Origin of the sequence: Paenibacillus physcomitrellae, from assembly GCF_002240225.1 — a bacterium.
Lineage (GTDB): Bacteria > Bacillota > Bacilli > Paenibacillales > Paenibacillaceae > Fontibacillus > Fontibacillus physcomitrellae.
This window is the reverse complement of record NZ_CP022584.1, coordinates 1,747,622-1,764,899: the sequence shown is the minus strand read 5'-3', so window position 1 is coordinate 1,764,899 and position 17,278 is coordinate 1,747,622. Positions and strand designations below refer to the sequence as shown.

The following is a 17,278-nucleotide window of genomic DNA, read 5'->3' as shown; positions in this document are numbered from 1 at the left end:
TCAGGTGGAATAGTAATCAAGCAAAAAACTTGATAGCCAATCGCCTTTTTATGTTAGCCAGAATGCCAATATCCATAGCTATTAACCGCCAAACGGACGCACCGGACGACGATCAAAACGCTATTTCTCAATATTTAACTATAGTGCTGAATGTCATAGATTTCAACCTCGAATTGAAGTATGGCTTGCCAATCCGTAAAAATTTTGACAAAATCCATGGATAGCGTTACAGTCCAAATAAATGATTGCTTTAAATTTTATGATGATTAGATCGTGGTAATAACGTTTGGTTGCAGACAATGCGTTTGGATTCAATAAAAAGCTGTTATAGAGACGTATGAGGTGATGATAATGAACAATCCCGTGCATGATTCACTGGACCGCCCCTTACGTGACCTGAGGATTTCGGTAACGGACAAGTGCAACTTCCGCTGCCGTTATTGCATGCCGGCCGAAATATTTGGGCCGGATTATCCATTTCTGCCTAAGGATAAAGTGCTCAGCTTTGAGGAGATCGCCAGATTGGCGGAAATGTTCGCCGGTTTAGGTGTTACGAAGCTGCGGATTACAGGCGGAGAACCTCTGCTGCGCAAGGATCTGCCTTTCCTGATTGGCATGCTGAAGCCTATTCCGGGGATTACGGACATTGCTCTGACGACGAACGGCGTGCTGCTGCCCAAATTTGCGGGGAAGCTGAAGGAAGCCGGGGTCGGACGGGTGAATGTCAGCCTGGATTCGCTGCATGATGAGACCTTTCGTTACATGAACGGGAATAGAAGCGGCGTGCAGGCTGTTCTGGACGGCATTGAGGCCGCGGCGGAAGCCGGGCTGCAGGTGAAAGTAAATATGGTTGTGCAAAAAGGTGTCAACGATCATGAAATTGTGGAGATGGCGGCCTTTTTCAAGGCGCGGAAGCATATTCTGCGGTTTATCGAATTTATGGATGTCGGCAACTCCAACGGCTGGCGGCTGGATGACGTCATGACCAAGCAGGAGATCATTCAGCGGATTCACGGGGAGATGCCTGTGGAGCCGGCTGATCCGCTGTACAAGGGAGAAGTGGCTTCTAAGTTCCGTTATAAAGATACGGGAGAGGAGCTTGGCGTCATCTCGTCGGTCAGCGACGCTTTCTGCTCCAGCTGCACAAGGGCACGGATTTCGGCCGAAGGCAAGCTGTACATGTGTTTGTTCGCCTCTAAAGGTTATGATCTTCGCGATAAGCTGAGATCGGACCTTACGGACGAGGAAATTCAGGCCTATATCGCGGACATCTGGAGAGGGCGTAAGGACCGCTATTCAGCGGAAAGACGCAGCCAGACCAAGGATCTGCCGAAGGTGGAAATGTCGCATATCGGGGGCTGACGGATAGCAGTCTGATTCGAGCGGCAGCCGGGTGCCGGAAGGGCGTTTAGGAAGAGGCAGGGAGAAGCTTTGGAGCAAAGTCCGGAAGGAAGTCCGGAATCTTGGAAAGGTAAAAGTCAGGGAGGAGAACAGTTATGGCTAAACCGGTCGAAGTCAGCCGCAAAGTGATTCGTTATCACGGCCATCAGATCGAAGAGATCGAGGATCAGGTTGTAACGGAATACCCGGTCACCATCAAAATTAACAAAGAAGAGTTCGCCACTATGGTATGTACGCCGGAATATGTAGAGGATATGGTCGTCGGCTTTCTGGCTTCTGAAGGCGTCATCAAATCTTATTCGGATATTAACGAGCTTTGGTTCCAGGAACGGGAAGGCTACGTGCATATCAAGACGGAGAAGCTGAACGAATTTTACCAGCATTTCCACTCCAAACGGTATATCACATCCTGCTGCGGCAAAAGCCGGCAGGGCTTCTATTTCATGAACGATGCCAAAATGGCCAAACCGGCCGCGGGAGCTAATGTGCACTTGTCCTATGAAGACTGTTTCCGTCTTATGGAGCTGATGCAAACCTCGGCGGAGATCTTCCAGCAGACCGGCGGCGTTCATAACGCGGCTTTATGCGATAAGAACGGGATGGTGTTGTCCCGGATGGACATCGGGCGTCATAACGCGCTGGACAAGATTTACGGCTATTGCCTGAAAAACAACATCTCCCTGACAGACAAGGTCATTGTCTTCAGCGGCCGGATTTCTTCGGAGATTCTGCTCAAGGTATCCAAAATCGGCTGTGCGGTAGTCTTGTCCAAGTCCGCTCCAACCGAACTGGCTTTGCAGCTGGCCGAAGATTTAGGGATTACGACGGTTGGTTTTATCCGCGGGAATTCGTTTAATGTCTATACGCATCCGGAGCGGATTGGCGAAATGGCAGCTGCCATTTCTGAAGGGGCAAAAGCCGAGAGTACGGGGGACGCCCCGGATACTGGGAATGGCCATGGCCTGGAGAATGAATGCAGCATTCAGCAAGAATAGAGGATATGAGAGCGGAGATATCCGTCGATAGAAGCTTGCCTGAAGATAAAAGAAAAGGCCGTCTTGGCCAGGCTGCCGTGAACCGCCGGATTTGGCGGTTTTTTTATGTCCAATTGTGTTATTCCATAGGCTTAGGGATTAATTTTGTCTTGAAAAACAAATACGGAAACCGCGACATCCTGCTCTACGTTAATATCCGTGAATAAATACAGCATCTTATTATCCATATAGGCTTCAAATTCCGGCTGGAACTTGATCGGGTAGACCTTTTGAATCATTTGCGTGCGAGCGTCCTTGACCATTTGTCTGCCGTTCGGCTCCTGAGCGAAGAACTTCTCCGTTTGTGTCAGGTTTCCGTACAGTATGCTGATAGCCAGATTATCTACAAAAGAAGTTTGGATTCGCTCGGGACCCTTCCCGAACAATTCTTTTCTTACTTTACGAACCAGTTCGTTAAAACCTGTCTCCTTCTTCATGGAAGCATCCCTTCAAATAAAAAATGATTTCGGGATTCTATTATACCATATCAGCAGGCAGATTGAGGGCGCTTTCGATAGAGAAGATAGCTTAAACCGATCAGGACGGACTTTATTCAAGCATAAGGCTGGAATTTGATAGGCACAGTCTGTTTATGACGGGTACTTCTGGCGGTAATGGCTGAAGGCGAGCAGCGGCCAAATATGCCGGTAGCTGTGGTAGTTGGTATAAAAGTTGCCGGGAAGCCCGGCGCCGGTCGGATAAGAGTAAAGGGAATCATGTAGAGCAGCGGCATCGCTGGCAGTATCGCGATCGGTAGCATGATCGGTGATGTTATCGTGGGCGGTATCCCTATCCGAATCATGCTTCAGAAATGCTGCCAGCCTTAAAATGCCCCTTTCGATTTCAGGTGTAGTCTCGGGAGAAACGGCGATCAAAGCGTCCAGTGCCCAAGCGGTCTGCGAGGGTGTGCTTTGCCCTAAAGGAACAAAACGTTTCACCACATCGCTCCGGCAGGATTCACCCCAGCCTCCGTCCGGATTCTGGACGTCATGCAGCCAGCGGACAGCTTTGGTTACCGCGTCATGGTCAGCGGGGATGCCGACCGCCGATAGTCCGGTCAAAGCGGCCCAAGTGCCGTAAATGTAGCAGACGCCCCATCTTCCATACCAGGAGCCATCTTTTTCCTGATGATCTATCAGCCAATCCGCTCCGCGTTTAATAAACTTGTGTTTGATGTTTAGTCCGGCAAAGCTGCCGAAATACTCTAGCGTCCGCCCGGTAAGGTCGGCTTCAGAAGGATCGGTTGCCGCCGCTTTAGCGCCTTCGATTGCCAGCCAGGTCAGCATCTCTTTGTCTGTATTTTTCTCAAAAGCCGGCCAGCCGCCGTCTTTGTTCTGCATCGAAATCACCCAGTTCAGCCCGCGGTTCCAGGGGTCACGGAAGGAGTCGTCCGTTCGGGCCAGCCTGCAGATTGCCCGCAGCGCAGCAGTAGTGTCGTCTACGTCTGGGACCATACTGTTGTTGTTGGAGAAACCCCATCCGCCCGGCACAGGGTTTGGATTATGTACACTCCAGTCGGCCAGCTTGTGCTGCTGCTTGGAGCGAAGGTAGCCGGCAGCTCTCCGAATAGCTGCATGGTTTGCGGGCAAACCGGCTTCCTGCAGGGCATAAGCCAGCAGAGCGGTATCCCATACGGTGGAAGGTGAGTTCTGTAGAGTCGTATGGCCGTCATCGGCCGTATAGCGCATGTTGATAATCCCGTCCACGGCCCGGGTGATGATCGGGTCTCTTTTATCGTAGCCCAGCGCAAGCAAAGCCCAAACCATCAAAATAGTTGAACTGGCATAGCTGTACAGCGTCCCGTCTGCTTCAATCCGCTGCAGCATAAACCGTTTGGCTTGTTCGGTGGCTGCTTCATGCAGATAATGGCCGGGGGCGGCGAGTTTGCCGAGTCCCGATTTGATAGGGTCGAGCAGCTTCCGGTGTTCCTCCGGCGGTGGTTCGCTGCCTATGTCCCGGTTGGTATAAAGCTCGCTGAGATCGGGCGTTTGCGGAGTTTGGACCGTGAAATCGCGGTCGGCCATAATCAGCAGCGGAATAAGATGAATCCGTGAATAACCGGAGAAATCGAACAGGCTGATCGGAAAAGAAGCCGGAAGAAGCAGCACTTCCAGCGGAATGGTTTTGACGGAGAGGGGCCATTTCTGCTGCCCGGTTACGGAAAGCAGCGTTTTGGTCAGGATGCTTGAGGAATTTCCGGCGCCGCCCCTTGATAAAATGTATCGTTTGGCCCGCTCCAACGGTTCGTCCGTTGTTTGGCTGTAACCGGAATAGAGCAGGGCGAAATAAGCTTCGATTGAAGCGGCCAGGTTGCCCTCCGATTCGTCGGCATACCATCTCCAGCAGCCCTCCGGCTGCTGCGCCGCCAGAATCCGGTCGTGCAGCTCGCGGATCAGCGGTTCGTTATCCAAGTCCAGGCTCCGAAAGAGGATGATGGAGAGCGCATCGATGACGGTGCCATTTTCAAAACAAAAATGCCACGTTCCATCCGGCTGCTGCCGCTTTACGAGATCACGAGTCATCCGGTTTATAGCTTCGTTTGCCGTCTTTAACACTGGGTTCATCTGCTGGTACCTCCCGGTCCTTTTTCGACCAGTATATGTGCGGGAGCCAGCAGAAATGAGGCGGAGGGTGGCCGGGACAGTAAGCCGGGGAATAAATAGGCGTCTGTGACCCGGGATCATTCGGAAGTCCGGCGGATTCAAAATTTCGATCGGCTGCCATATCTTTTTCCCCGTACAGGCACGAGTAGGCCTTCGCCCACATACAATGAACAGACCGCAGACAAATGCACATTTCTTCAGGAGGTGTCATCCTTGCCCGGACTATTCAGTGCGATTGCCTTGTTTATTAAACAGCTCACTCTGCTTGTCTCTTACGTCAAAAACAATGCGTTTCCCCAGCCCTTAACGGAAGCCGAAGAAACGCTTCACCTTCAGCGCATGGCCGAAGGCGACCCCGTCAGCCGCAACCTGCTGATTGAACACAATCTCAGGTTGGTTGCCCATATAGTCAAGAAATTCGACAATACCGGCGAAGACCTGGAGGATCTGATCTCCATCGGAACGATAGGCCTCATTAAAGCCATTGAAAGCTACCGGCTTGGCAAAGGCACCAAGCTGGCCACATTTGCCGCGCGTTGTATTGAAAACGAAATCCTGATGCACCTCAGATCGCTTAAGAAAACACGTAAAGATGTGTCACTGCACGATCCAATTGGAACGGATAAGGAAGGTAATGAAATCACGCTGATCGATATCCTTGGCAGCGACAACGACGACGTCGCAGACCATGTGGAGCTGAAGATGGAGAAAAGCAAAATTTATCAGAACCTTGATATTCTGGATGAACGTGAGCAGGAAGTAATTAAAGGCCGCTTTGGCCTGGAGCATGGCGGGGAAGAGCGGACGCAGCGCGAAATCGCCAAGGAGCTTGGCATAAGCCGGAGTTATGTATCGCGGATAGAGAAAAGGGCGCTTATGAAGTTGTATCATGAGTTTTATAAGAAGAAGTGAAGGACGGATGAACAACCGGCTATATACAATTTATCTTAACTAGTATAAAAAGATCGCAGACTGGTCTGCGGTCTTTTTTATATAGATATAGCGGAGTATGTTGGAAATCTAAAGAGTTTAAAAACAGCGTATGAGCTCAGCTCGTTAAAATGGGATCAAAATGAATGGAATTCCTAGGAGAACCAGTAATCCGGTATTCTGTTTTTTACCAGATAAACTTAGTATGAAAAGCAGTAACAAATCGGTAGGGAAAGCCACCTTTGACATTAAAATCGAGGGTGGCTTTTCATATTGGATCGTAGGCGGTTCAGCTCTTTCCAGCTTGGCGGTGTCTTTGGCTGGCAGGGTCTTGTTGACAAACGGATCACTGATCCGATATAATTGAACCACTGATCCGGATCGGTGAAATCCATAAGATACAGCAATCTGTTCAAATGGTCCAGAGACGCTGTTCAACATAACGAAAGGGTGAACATTCATGGGAAAGCTTGAAGGTAAGGTTGCAGTTATCACAGGGGGCGCTACCGGCATCGGCCGCGCCGCAGCAAAGCGTTTCATCGAGGAGGGGGCCTTCGTCTTCATCTTCGGCCGCAGGCAGGACGCGCTCGACGCCGCTATAGCCGACCTTGGGCCAAATGCCCGCGCGGTGAAGGGCTCGGTCTCCGATCTGGACGACCTCGACCGACTCTACGCGGCGGTGAAGTCCGAACGCGGAACTCTCGACATCGTCTTCGCCAATGCCGGGGCGGGAAGCCAGCTTCCGCTCGGCGAGATCACCGCTGAACACATTGACGAAGTCTTCGACACCAATGTGAAGGGTTCGATCTTCACGGTACAGAAGGCGCTGCCGCTGATGGGCCAGGGCGGTTCGATCATCCTAACGGGATCGAGCGCCGGTACCACGGGCGCCCCGGCCATGAGCGCCTATAGCGCGAGCAAGGCTGCAGTGCGCAATCTCGCGCGGACCTGGGCGGAGGATCTGAAGGGCACCGGCATCCGGGTAAACGTGCTGTCGCCCGGAGCAACGGCAACCGAACTCGCGAAGGAATCGCTAGGCGAGGATGGCCAAAAAGTCTTCGCCTCGATGACTCCGCTCCAGCGCATGGCTGATCCGGCGGAGATCGGGGCGGTAGCCGCTTTTCTCGCATCATCGGACAGCAGCTTCATGACCGCTAGCGAGGTCGCCGTCGACGGCGGCCTGGCGCAACTTTAACGCGCTACGCCCGACCGGTGCTCCATTCGATATTCGGAGCCCGTAGGGCGTGATAACCCAGAGGAGGAGAACATATGAGCTACGCAATTATTGGCTTCGGCCAGATCGGCCAGGCCCTTGCTAAGGCGTTTGCCCGAAGCGGCATCGAAGTATCCGTTGCAACTACTCGCGACCCGGAAAGCTTTGCATCCGCTGCGGCCGCGATTGGACCAGAAATCATTCCTAAAAAATTGGTGGACGCCGTCAAGGCGGACATCATCTTTTTGGCTGTCCGTTTCGAGTCGCACCCGGATGTTGCGAAGGTGCTCCCCACTTGGCAGGGGAAGACCATCGTCGATGTGACCAATGCCTACGGCGTGCCCTCTGAGGAACTGGGAGGACTGCCTTCTTCCAAGTTCGTCGCGCAGGCCTTCACGGGTGGACGACTGGTCAAGGGCTTCAACCATTTGGTGGCTGCCGTCCTTGACCAAGATCCGGCCGTTCATGGCGGCAGGAGAGTCGTGTTTCTGGCGAGCGACGATGACGGCGCAGCAGCGGAGATTGGTGCTCTTGCGGAAAATCTCGGTTTCGCGCCGATCAAACTTGGCGGGCTTTCGGAAGGCGGACTGCTTGTGCAGGCGCGCGGAAAGAGCTGGGGTCAACTGATCTTTAAGGATTTGATCAAGTTCGACTGATGAATCATGATCGCAAATTTCGATGCGATCCTGTCTTGTAGACACGGGCAGCCACAATTTGTTTGAAGCGAAGACGATGCCGGTAGGCAGACGTTTGCCGATCATCTGGCACGTGCGCGCTTGCGGGGCTGTTCAGGCCTTCCAGCTCAGGGAGCTGGCGGGCTTGGCACTCCTGCTTGCGCACCGGTCGGGGCGTGAGGGTCGGGCTAAGGCGCTCGACCCTTGCTTCTTTCGCCAGCGTTTGCAGCTGTGCGATGGCGAATGCGCTGCGGGAGCTTGCGCATGGACGGTTTGAACGCCGAAACGATGGAGTTTCGGTCGTGGTCTGATGGAGATACAGACGAGGAAGATTGAATTTGATATAATGACAATACAGCACATTGAAGTTGATATTGGATCATGGCTGACTCCTTAGGGATTCGGCCTGCATTCGATTTATAATAAAAGCCGGGCTTGTGGTTTACTACATGATAGCCTTTGGTATTTATAAGGGATCATGTTACGTAAGCAATATTAACGTTTCAATTTCGCTTGGCTGGGGAGAAATTACAGTTGAGACCCGTTCCCTTTGATACTAAAAGACATATTAGCTTTCGATGGATTGTCCCACAAACAAATCATTTTAGGAAAAATCAACGCCTAATCGTGACAGTAAGCTTTCTATTTGAGTGAGGTGAAAACATGATGCGAGCTGACGCCAGAAGAAATTACGATCATCTACTTACAGTCGCGCGTGACGTCGTCGCCGAGCATGGTGTCGATGCGTCCATGCGAGATATCGCCCGCCGGGCCGACGTCGGGTTGGCCACACTGCTTCGTCATTTCCCGACGCGGGAAGCCTTGTTCGAAGCGTTGCTGCGTACGAATCTGGAGGCACTGACGCAGAAGGCAGGCGAACTCGAAACGTCGAAACCACCTGACGAGGCGCTTGTGTCCTGGGTTCGCGAACAGGTGGCTTTCCTCCAAAGCTATAGCGGCGTTGTCGCCTTGATGGCGAGCGCCCACGCGGATCCGGACTCCGCGCTTTACGCTACATGCGCAGCGGTGCACTCAGCGGGCGAGCGACTATTGCTCCGCGCTCAGACCGAGGGAACGGCGCGCGCCGATATGAATGGGGACGACTTGTTCGCCCTGATATCGGCACTCGGCTGGCTTGCCGGCCAACCTTCATTCGCGCCACGGGCCGATCACCTCTTCAATATTATCGCGAGCACCTTCTGGATCAGAGATCCACAAGATACAGCAAACGATGCAAATGGGCCAGAGACGCTGCCCAACACAACGAAAGGGTGAAAGTCTTGGGAAAGGCTGATAAAACGATGTTGACTGTTGACAGCGTGATGTAATTCGATTGTTGGCTTATTCGCAGGATCTCATAAAGAAATCACGGGGTACCGGATACGTTGCGCCAAAGGGTACATGACCCGGATAGGCATGGGAGCGAAGTCTCCAAAGACTGAGGTTCTGGCCTCGTCAACATCTTCATCGTATTGCAAAGGGGATGAAATCCTGCGAATAAGCGAGTTATTTTCTAGGGCGTGTATGCAAACTATAAATTTCTTCTAGATGGGTAATAGTTTGTATGATGAGAAGATACGAAATTCGTGACGACCAATGGGACAAAATGAAAGACCTAATGCCGCTGGCAAAAGGCTGGTATTTGGGATCGGATTCTAGAGCATGTGTCCATTGAACCCGACTGGGAAAGTGTGATGATTGACGCAACCATTGTCCGTGTCCACCAGCATGGAGCGGGCGCAAAAGGGGCCTTCAAGCAAGCCATTGGGCGTTCCAGGGTGGACTAACGACCCAAATACATGCGATCGTAGATGCCCTTGGGAACCTACTTCGCTTTCAGTTGACGGCTGGGCAGCGCCATGATGCTGTAATCGGTTACGAGATGCTCAAACAAATGGATCTCACAGAAAAACAAGTCTTAGCCGACCGAGCTTATGATTCCAATCGAATTTTGAAGCTTCTTGAGGAACAATCCGCCACTCCAGTCATTCCAAACAAGGAAAATCGCCGAAAGCCAAGAAAATGGGATAAAGAAATTTACAAAGAACGGCATTTAATTGAGTGTTTTTTCAATAAAGTGAAGAACTACCGTCGCTTGGTGACTCGCTTTGATAAAAAGGCAGACACATTTATGGCATTTTTAACCCTAGCTTCAATCATGGTATGGCTTGTAACTATGAATTTAGTTACTTGCAAAAAGCACAGAGGACAATAGAAATCACGGTGAAGAAAATTAATTTTATGGATTTATGGTTTATAATTACGAACTATATATTCAAAAGACCACTCCTTATTTATTTTCTTCTTCTCCTTTTTCTGTTAAATCTCGCCTACGGATACATTCCCAATATTCTCCCATATGTATTTGCTTCGGGAGCAATAGTGAGGTATCTGCTCATAATGTCGGATTGATTAAAAGCGCTATTTCTATTGGGGAAGTTATTGGGTTGACGTTTATACCTAAATTCGGTAACTATGTCTCCAAGTGTTTTTTGTTTGGTATCCTGCGTACTCTACTAACGATTATAGGGATGTATTGTTTCGGAAATATGATTTTTATGTTAGTAATAACATTTCTTTTATATGGCGCTTTCGATTCCTTAACTCAACCATTATTCAGTTATATTGTAAGAAGTATTGATTCAGACGTTCGAGGCCGGACTTTGGGATTTATTGACTCAGTTGTATTGTTGGCAGCTCCCTTGGGAATGTGGTTGGGGACTATATATTTGGTACAGCCACTCTGATATTTCTATCTACAAAGGTCTTAAGGAATATTAGTGTTTCAGGAGCGGCAGGAATTGTTTAGTGAGTAAAGTTAATATGGGCACAAAAGTTACAAGATCAGATACCACAAGCTATGAGTTTAATTATTTCTTTCCAAAGAATGTAGACCCTAATATTTCTAAAAAATACAGCGTCAGAGTTAGTTTGTCTGATAGTAAATTTTATGGTTGGTATCTATGATTTAGAGATATTCCAAGAATATCGAAATAAGGGGATTGCAACTCAATTTCTTAAAAAACTTATAAACTCTAGTCTCGCTGAGTTTATTATTTACAAACATGGAGTGGGAACTCTGTAGCGTTAAGAACCTATACTAAAGTAGGTTTTCAAATTGTAGATAAATGCTCGTTCTTCGTTAAGCCTGCGCCTTTAATATAAAAAACGCGCACATTAGTATAGCTAGGCATAGGCCGGAGTTATGTAGCTATCGCGGATAGAAAAGAGGGCACTCATGAAGCCGTATCATGAGTTTTATAAGAAGAAATAGGATATGAGAAACGCCTTTTTTACTAACGTATTGGATATATACTCTTGTTATTAACAACAAATATCTTTTCAATAAGGAAGCGAGGTAGCCGATAGTGAAACAGCTAATCCTTGGAGATGCTAGGCATGAGCTGGCCAACACCCGTCGCATACTGGAGAGCTTGCTCAATGAACATATGACGTGGAAGCCGCACTTAAAGTCGATGACATTAGGTAGCTTGACTACACACCTGGTAAATCTGCTAAACTGGCAACACGCGAAGAAGCGCTGGAGGAATTTGACGTTAATGCCGCTAAGCTTGAAAAATTGCTGGACGAATGCGGGGAGGATGAGCTTGCCGCAGAATGGACCTTGCGAAACGGCGACCATGTGATCTTTAGCCAGCCGCGGGCTCTTGCGTTTCGAATATTCGGATTAAGCCATATGATCCACCATCGAGCTCAGCTCGGGGTGTATTTGCGTCTGCTCGATATTCCATTGCCGGGGATGTACGGTCCCACTGCCGATGAGAAGGGCATTTAACGAAGAAGCAGCGCGTACAACTGCGTTAAACCTAACAGTGATGGAGGAAAGAAGGGTATGGGAGAAAAGGGATGTATCAAATGCGGCAGTCATGACGCGAGAACGAAGGAAGTGGCCATGACCGGAACAGGGCTTTCCAAAATGTTCGATATCCAGCATAATCAATTTATTGTGGTCTACTGCGCGGATTGCGGTTATTCCGAATTTTATAACAAGCAGTCTTCGGCGGGTTCGAATATTCTTGATTTGTTCTTCGGTTGATTCAACCGGATACAAGTTCAGAGCCATGCTAAATTTTCAAACAATAATGAAAGAACACACCAAACAAGCCCCCGGCTAGCCGGGGGCTTCTACTACGCCTAAGCTTTTTCTCTAAGCTTTTCCTATACACTCAATCAGCCCCGCCAATTCGCCCAATACTCGCATTGCTACCATGGAACGAGGCCGGGGAGCACGAGGACTTTCTCCCAGGACCATTTTTCGAGGAATGGTTTGAGGTTCTCTTGGCGCAGCGGAAGGGGAAGTAAGTGGCTTTTGCTTGCCGTAGACGAGCGGGAATAAGTTATACTGTACTCAAACAAGGAGAGAAGTGGGGTGCCGGATGAACGAGGAACGGAAAGACGAGATCGGGCGGAGGTTTTTGTTAACGCCAGAGATTTCGCAGGAAGAGCTCGGAGGGCTGGAAATCCAGGAACTGATTTTCTTAGTGCATACCGCCAAGCGGTTTAAGGTGGAGGAAGCTTTTCCGGACGTATATCTGGACGAGCGGATTAAGGGGATTACAGGCGTGCTGCTAGACAAGATTAAGCATGCCGATACGCTGTATCTCGCTTGCGGCAAGACAACCGGTTATCCTTATGTAGATGGGGAAGACCGGGTCTGGATGTTCTCGCAGGAGGCCTATGCCGCGAACGCGGAGGATTATTTCCGGCAGCAGCTGCTGATGCTGGAGATGAAGCCTATCGGCGGGGAGGAGGTGCTGAGGACCTTCGGGGAGTTTCATATTCTGGGATTACCGAAAATTCTTGTGGACAACGGGCAGTATCACATCGAATTGAACCGGGATGACATCATGCCGCCGCCGGATTGGACCGGAACGCCGGAAATCAGCGTTCCCGTCACAAATCCGGGGCTGCAGCGGGCGATGATCCGCTTCTTCCAAACGCTTCATGCGCCGACAGGCGATCAGGAAGCCCGTGGGCGGGAGTTGAACGTGCTGGAGGCGGAAATGCTTGATGAGATTCTGCAGGCGAGGTATTTGCTGCCCATGCAGTTGAAGGAATCCGATCGTTCGCCCACGGATGAGCAAGGTGTAAAAACGTTGAAGCAAGGGACCGTCATTCAATTCGGCGTGTTAAGTGCAGAAGACGGTTCGGCTTGGCTCCCTGCGTTTACGGATTGGCCGGAGTTCGAGAAGGTTTACGACAAAACGGCCTGGAGCAGCAACATTGCCGCTTACGACGACCTGCTGGCGGTGTCTGGAAACATGGATGGCATCGTACTCAACTGCCGAGGCATCCCGCTGCGAATCGACGCGAACAACCGGGAGCGGATCGAGGCTTTCCGTCAGGAGCGAGGTTTAAAGTAACAGAAGTCCGCAGCAGCTTGCAAGAGTAGCCTGCAACAGTAGCCCGCAATAGTAACTCGCGGCAGCTCTTACCGTTGTATAAATCGTTCGGATTTGGCACAACCTTCCTGGTGAAAGTCATTCGTTCAAATCAGAGATGGAGGTCCATCCGGGTGATATCGTTTTGTCCTGATAGTTTCAAGGAAACTGTCGGGAAATACAGGCCGTTTGACCTCGCTTTATGGAGTACGGACAGCGGAGCGTCGGATGATCCGGCAGACGTGTGTGAAGCCAGCAGGTTCAGTGAGGAACGCACTTCAGTTACGTCGTTACGCGCACTCACCCAGCATATTAATGTAATCACGTCCTGCGGGAGACCGGCAGGACGATAACGGATAACGAAGGAGAAGCTGATGAGCCAATCAAACCAAAATTCACAAACCGGATGGAATTTCGATAACACCTATGCCCGTTTGCCGGAGTTCTTCTTCACGAAGCAGGAGGCCAAGCCGGTCCGGTCGCCGAAGCTAATCGTACTGAACGAACCGCTCGCGGCGGAGCTTGGCTTGGACCCCGCGGAGCTCCGAAGCGAAGTGAACGTTGCCGTCCTTGCGGGGAGCGGGCTGCCGCCGGGAGCGGAGCCGCTGGCCCAAGCTTATGCGGGCCACCAGTTCGGGTATTTCACGATGCTGGGGGACGGCCGGGCCCTGCTGCTCGGAGAGCAGATCGCGCCTGGCGGCGATCGCTTCGACATCCAGCTTAAGGGCTCCGGCCGGACGCCGTATTCGCGCGGCGGCGACGGGCGCGCCGCGCTGGGCCCGATGCTGCGGGAGTATATCATCAGCGAGGCGATGCACGCGCTGGGCATTCCGACGACCCGCAGCCTGGCAGTGGTGACCACCGGGGAGACGGTGGTCCGCGAACAAGGCTTATGCGGGGCGATTCTCACCCGCATTGCCGCCAGCCACGTGCGCGTCGGCACGTTCCAATACGCCGCGCAATTCGGCGAGCCGGCGGACGTCCGCACGCTCGCCGACTACGTGATCCAGCGCCACTACCCGCAGCTGGCCACTCTCGCCGATACCGGCAAGGACGGGCGCTATCTGGCGCTGTTACGGGAGGCGATCCAGCGCCAAGCCTCCCTGATCGCCAAGTGGCAGCTCGTCGGGTTCATCCACGGGGTAATGAACACCGATAACATGGTCCTCAGCGGCGAGACGATCGACTATGGGCCATGCGCCTTTATGGACGCGTATGATCCGGCGACCGTATTCAGTTCCATCGACCGTCAGGGCCGCTATGCCTACGGCAATCAGCCGTCCATCGCGGTATGGAACCTGTCCCGGTTCGCCGAGAGCCTGCTGCCGCTGCTGCACGACGAGGAAGAGCAGGCCGTCCAGCTGGCTGAAGAAGCGCTTAAAGGCTTCGCCGGACAGTTCGAAGCGGCATGGCTGCAAGGCATGCGGTCGAAGCTGGGACTGTTTGATGAACAGGCAGAGGATGTCGTCCTCATCAAAGACCTGCTTGACCTGATGCACCAGCACCACGCCGATTTTACCAACACGTTCCTCGCTTTGACCTTTGGCCGTCTGGAGGAACCGGCGATGGCCGGCACCTCCGAGTGGTCGGATTGGCTTGCGCGGTGGCAGGCGAGACTCGCCGGGCAGATGGAGTCCCCAGAAACCGTCCGCGAGTTGATGCGCCGCAGCAACCCAGCGGTGATCCCGCGCAACCACCGGGTGGAGGAAGCGCTTGAAGCCGCCGTAGAACGGGACGATTACAGCGTGATGCAGCGCCTGCTTAAGGTATTGGCGCAGCCTTTCGCCCATACGCCGGAGCAGGCGGAATTCGCGGAGCTGCCGGCGGCGTGCGACCGGCCTTACCGCACATTTTGCGGGACGTGATCGGTCGGCAGGCCTGATGAACCCTGGGGAACTCCCCAGTTCCCCTAACGATCTATTCGTGACCACTGAAATCACATCATAATCAAATCACATCATAATCAAATCACATCATAATCAAATCAAACCAGATGTCTCTTGTTTACCTCTAATTCTTTTAAGTTTTTCGCTGTAAGAGCCGTATCTGAACTGTACCCCCCATTGTTAGTCACACTTAACAATTGGGGGTGTGGTTCACCAACGGCTCTTTATTCATGTGCCGGCCCGAGTTCCAGCATGTCTGCATTTGGCAACGTCCCCCGCCATGCAGTATACTCTGTTTGAACCAACTCATCATCCACTCTTCATGTAGGAAAAGGCGGTATTTTACATGTTTATCGTATTGATTGTTGTATTAGCTCTCCTCATTGGCATTACCTTGTTTATCAGGCTGAATCCGTCCTTTGGCGGAACAGCTTCGGCAGCCAATAGAGCGCGTTACGCGCAGTCCCCTCAATGGCGGGGCAAAAAGTTTGCCTACACGGAGCCAACCTCTTCCTTCCAGCCTTCGTCGGGCAACATGGTTTCGTTGCTGCGGGACTACCTGCGCGGCAATCCGCGGGTCCGGCCGGACCGGACGCTGCCGATCGTGAAACTGGGGCGCGAGGCGCTGGAGGATCGGGACCACGATAGGGTGGTTTGGCTTGGCCATTCGGCGCTGCTGCTGCACCTTGGGGGCAAACGTCTTCTGCTTGATCCGATGCTGGGCCTGTCGCCTACACCGGTCCCTCCCTTCGGAGGCAAACGGTATAACCGGCAGCTGCCGGTTGAGCCGGAGGACTTGCCGGAGATTGATGCCGTGATTCTGTCCCACGACCATTATGATCATTTGGATTACGGCACGATCCGGAAATTAAAGGATAAAGTAGGGCGCTTTTTCGTTCCGCTCGGTGTCGGCAGCCACCTGGAACGGTGGGGCGTAGAGCCGGGGCGGATCAGCGAACATGACTGGGGGGAGGAGTTTGACTGGAATGGCTTGCGGCTCGCCTGCACGCCCGCCCGTCATTTCTCGGGCCGGGGGCTGGCCAACCGGGATATCACCTTGTGGTGCTCCTGGGTGATCGCGTCCCCCGAGCGGAAGGTTTTTTTCAGCGGAGACAGCGGATATGGCCCGCATTTCAAGCAGATTGGCGAGAAGCATGGCCCCTTTGATCTGGCCTTGATGGAGTGCGGTCAATACGATCCGCGTTGGAGCGACATCCACATGCTGCCGGAACAGACGGTTCAGGCTCATATGGACGTACAAGGAGGCGTGCTCGTTCCGATCCATTGGGGGGCATTCACTTTGTCGCTGCACGATTGGAACGATCCGGTCCGCCGCGCGAACGCCGAAGCCCAGCGCCAAGGCGTGCCCATCGCCACGCCAAAAATCGGCGAGCCGGTCTATATCGGAGATCCGGACTACCCTAAGGAGACCTGGTGGGACTAAACAGCGTATGGCTGCATTTGAATTTAGGCCGGTCATGGCGCAAGCGCCACGGTTGCTGGCAGGCAGCAAAAGCCGGTAGTTTAGCTGCTCCGCGTCAGGCGGCAAGCGATAAGCGCTAAACCAACAAGAAAGCGGCTTTGTACGCGGCCGCCTGGGACTGTCCTCTGCTTGAGGCTGGAACTAAAGTATCTTTCGAGTTTTAATCGGCCAGTTGTCGGAAGCGAACCGGCGGCTTGTATGGTTTAGTTTGGTTTGGTTGTTGGATTTGGTTGGGATTAGGATCGAGTTATAGAGAAGAGGCGAGCCTGTTGGGCTCGCCTCTTCTGCTTAGGGTGGGGAACAAAAGGATGAATGGTCAGCCCGGGAACAGTTCTTTAATAAGGATAAGGGAAGCAGCCCGCCCAATTTGGTTCCTCTGCATGAATGGGTTTTAAACTGCCCGCTGCGATGCCATCCATCCTTTGGATATGTTGTTCAAGGGTATGAAGGATATGTTTAACATTACGGGTTCTTTTGGAAAAAACACCAGCTGTATCGTCCTTTAAAAGCTGGTTAGCAATTACATTAGAAGCTTTCGATGCCGTATAACCACCGTTTTTGATAAGATCGCGATATTCAGGAAGCACACCAATTATCTTTGCATTTTCGATGGGGGACCAACGTAACATGAAATCACTCCTTATGCATTTTG

15 protein-coding genes and 2 pseudogenes are annotated in these 17,278 nt (G+C 51.9%); 14 read left to right on the top strand and 3 right to left on the bottom strand.

All coding sequences use genetic code 11. From position 1 onward, the window contains the following. Positions 1-351: 351 nt before the first annotated feature. Positions 352-1,362, top strand: coding sequence for a GTP 3',8-cyclase MoaA (gene moaA, locus CBE73_RS08020; protein ID WP_094093790.1), 1,011 nt, complete (start codon positions 352-354; stop codon positions 1,360-1,362). A gap of 134 nt (positions 1,363-1,496) precedes the next feature. After that, positions 1,497-2,282 (top strand): annotated as a pseudogene (gene fdhD, locus CBE73_RS08015) (formate dehydrogenase accessory sulfurtransferase FdhD); the annotation flags it as partial. A 245-nt stretch (positions 2,283-2,527) separates the two neighbouring features. On the opposite strand, the gene CBE73_RS08010 reads toward fdhD, so the two are convergent. Both CBE73_RS08010 and CBE73_RS08005 read right to left on the bottom strand, forming a co-directional pair. Beyond that, complete coding sequence (locus CBE73_RS08010; RefSeq protein ID WP_094093788.1) at positions 2,528-2,872, bottom strand: Na-translocating system protein MpsC family protein; 345 nt, start codon at positions 2,870-2,872, stop codon at positions 2,528-2,530. A gap of 153 nt (positions 2,873-3,025) precedes the next feature. Further along, positions 3,026-4,999 (bottom strand): terpene cyclase/mutase family protein, encoded by a 1,974-nt coding sequence (locus CBE73_RS08005; RefSeq protein WP_094093787.1) that lies wholly within the window; start codon positions 4,997-4,999, stop codon positions 3,026-3,028. Positions 5,000-5,251: 252 nt separating this feature from the next. Between CBE73_RS08005 and sigK the strand changes: the two genes are divergently transcribed. The 12 genes and pseudogenes from sigK (at position 5,252) to CBE73_RS07955 (ending at position 16,587) form a co-directional block, all read left to right on the top strand. Beyond that, positions 5,252-5,950: an RNA polymerase sporulation sigma factor SigK gene (gene sigK, locus CBE73_RS08000; RefSeq protein WP_068696941.1), complete on the top strand. Its 699-nt coding sequence runs from the start codon at positions 5,252-5,254 to the stop codon at positions 5,948-5,950. Between the two features lie 478 nt (positions 5,951-6,428). Next, positions 6,429-7,163: an SDR family NAD(P)-dependent oxidoreductase gene (locus CBE73_RS07995; protein WP_094093786.1), complete on the top strand. Its 735-nt coding sequence runs from the start codon at positions 6,429-6,431 to the stop codon at positions 7,161-7,163. Positions 7,164-7,237: 74 nt separating this feature from the next. Next, a complete protein-coding gene (locus tag CBE73_RS07990) occupies positions 7,238-7,837 on the top strand; it encodes an NADPH-dependent F420 reductase (RefSeq protein WP_094093785.1) in 600 nt (199 codons plus the stop codon). A 22-nt stretch (positions 7,838-7,859) separates the two neighbouring features. After that, entirely contained in the window at positions 7,860-8,132 is a 273-nt protein-coding gene (locus tag CBE73_RS21890) for a hypothetical protein (protein WP_157739446.1), read from the top strand. A 386-nt stretch (positions 8,133-8,518) separates the two neighbouring features. Beyond that, positions 8,519-9,130, top strand: coding sequence for a TetR/AcrR family transcriptional regulator (locus CBE73_RS07985; RefSeq protein ID WP_229752681.1), 612 nt, complete (start codon positions 8,519-8,521; stop codon positions 9,128-9,130). 389 nt (positions 9,131-9,519) lie between these two features. Then, positions 9,520-9,642: a hypothetical protein gene (locus tag CBE73_RS22660; protein WP_373286374.1), complete on the top strand. Its 123-nt coding sequence runs from the start codon at positions 9,520-9,522 to the stop codon at positions 9,640-9,642. A gap of 8 nt (positions 9,643-9,650) precedes the next feature. Continuing rightward, complete coding sequence (locus CBE73_RS22655; RefSeq protein ID WP_094093783.1) at positions 9,651-10,070, top strand: IS5 family transposase; 420 nt, start codon at positions 9,651-9,653, stop codon at positions 10,068-10,070. Between the two features lie 1,150 nt (positions 10,071-11,220). Continuing rightward, positions 11,221-11,651, top strand: a pseudogene (locus CBE73_RS07975) (DinB family protein). Positions 11,652-11,708: 57 nt separating this feature from the next. Beyond that, positions 11,709-11,912: a zinc ribbon domain-containing protein gene (locus CBE73_RS07970; protein ID WP_068696844.1), complete on the top strand. Its 204-nt coding sequence runs from the start codon at positions 11,709-11,711 to the stop codon at positions 11,910-11,912. A 340-nt stretch (positions 11,913-12,252) separates the two neighbouring features. Continuing rightward, a complete protein-coding gene (locus tag CBE73_RS07965) occupies positions 12,253-13,239 on the top strand; it encodes an SseB family protein (RefSeq protein WP_174704683.1) in 987 nt (328 codons plus the stop codon). 392 nt (positions 13,240-13,631) lie between these two features. Next, the gene (locus CBE73_RS07960; RefSeq protein WP_094093781.1) at positions 13,632-15,122 is read left to right on the top strand and encodes a protein adenylyltransferase SelO; all 1,491 of its coding nucleotides are present in this window, start codon (positions 13,632-13,634) and stop codon (positions 15,120-15,122) included. A gap of 367 nt (positions 15,123-15,489) precedes the next feature. Then, a complete protein-coding gene (locus CBE73_RS07955) occupies positions 15,490-16,587 on the top strand; it encodes an MBL fold metallo-hydrolase (protein ID WP_094093780.1) in 1,098 nt (365 codons plus the stop codon). 374 nt (positions 16,588-16,961) lie between these two features. Here CBE73_RS07955 and CBE73_RS07950 read toward each other — a convergent pair whose 3' ends face one another. Further along, a complete protein-coding gene (locus CBE73_RS07950; protein WP_094093779.1) occupies positions 16,962-17,255 on the bottom strand; it encodes a hypothetical protein in 294 nt (97 codons plus the stop codon). Positions 17,256-17,278 lie beyond the last annotated feature (23 nt).

Excerpts from the sequence above, each read along its gene's own strand:
- moaA (WP_094093790.1), top strand. The coding sequence starts at position 352 with ATGAACAATCCCGTGCATGATTCACTGGACCGCCCCTTACGTGACCTG.
- CBE73_RS08010 (WP_094093788.1), bottom strand. The coding sequence starts at position 2,872 with ATGAAGAAGGAGACAGGTTTTAACGAACTGGTTCGTAAAGTAAGAAAA.
- CBE73_RS08005 (WP_094093787.1), bottom strand. The coding sequence starts at position 4,999 with ATGAACCCAGTGTTAAAGACGGCAAACGAAGCTATAAACCGGATGACT.
- CBE73_RS07995 (WP_094093786.1), top strand. The coding sequence starts at position 6,429 with ATGGGAAAGCTTGAAGGTAAGGTTGCAGTTATCACAGGGGGCGCTACC.
- CBE73_RS07990 (WP_094093785.1), top strand. The coding sequence starts at position 7,238 with ATGAGCTACGCAATTATTGGCTTCGGCCAGATCGGCCAGGCCCTTGCT.
- CBE73_RS21890 (WP_157739446.1), top strand. The coding sequence starts at position 7,860 with ATGCGATCCTGTCTTGTAGACACGGGCAGCCACAATTTGTTTGAAGCG.
- CBE73_RS07985 (WP_229752681.1), top strand. The coding sequence starts at position 8,519 with ATGATGCGAGCTGACGCCAGAAGAAATTACGATCATCTACTTACAGTC.
- CBE73_RS07970 (WP_068696844.1), top strand. The coding sequence starts at position 11,709 with ATGGGAGAAAAGGGATGTATCAAATGCGGCAGTCATGACGCGAGAACG.
- CBE73_RS07965 (WP_174704683.1), top strand. The coding sequence starts at position 12,253 with ATGAACGAGGAACGGAAAGACGAGATCGGGCGGAGGTTTTTGTTAACG.
- CBE73_RS07960 (WP_094093781.1), top strand. The coding sequence starts at position 13,632 with ATGAGCCAATCAAACCAAAATTCACAAACCGGATGGAATTTCGATAAC.
- CBE73_RS07955 (WP_094093780.1), top strand. The coding sequence starts at position 15,490 with ATGTTTATCGTATTGATTGTTGTATTAGCTCTCCTCATTGGCATTACC.
- CBE73_RS07950 (WP_094093779.1), bottom strand. The coding sequence starts at position 17,255 with ATGTTACGTTGGTCCCCCATCGAAAATGCAAAGATAATTGGTGTGCTT.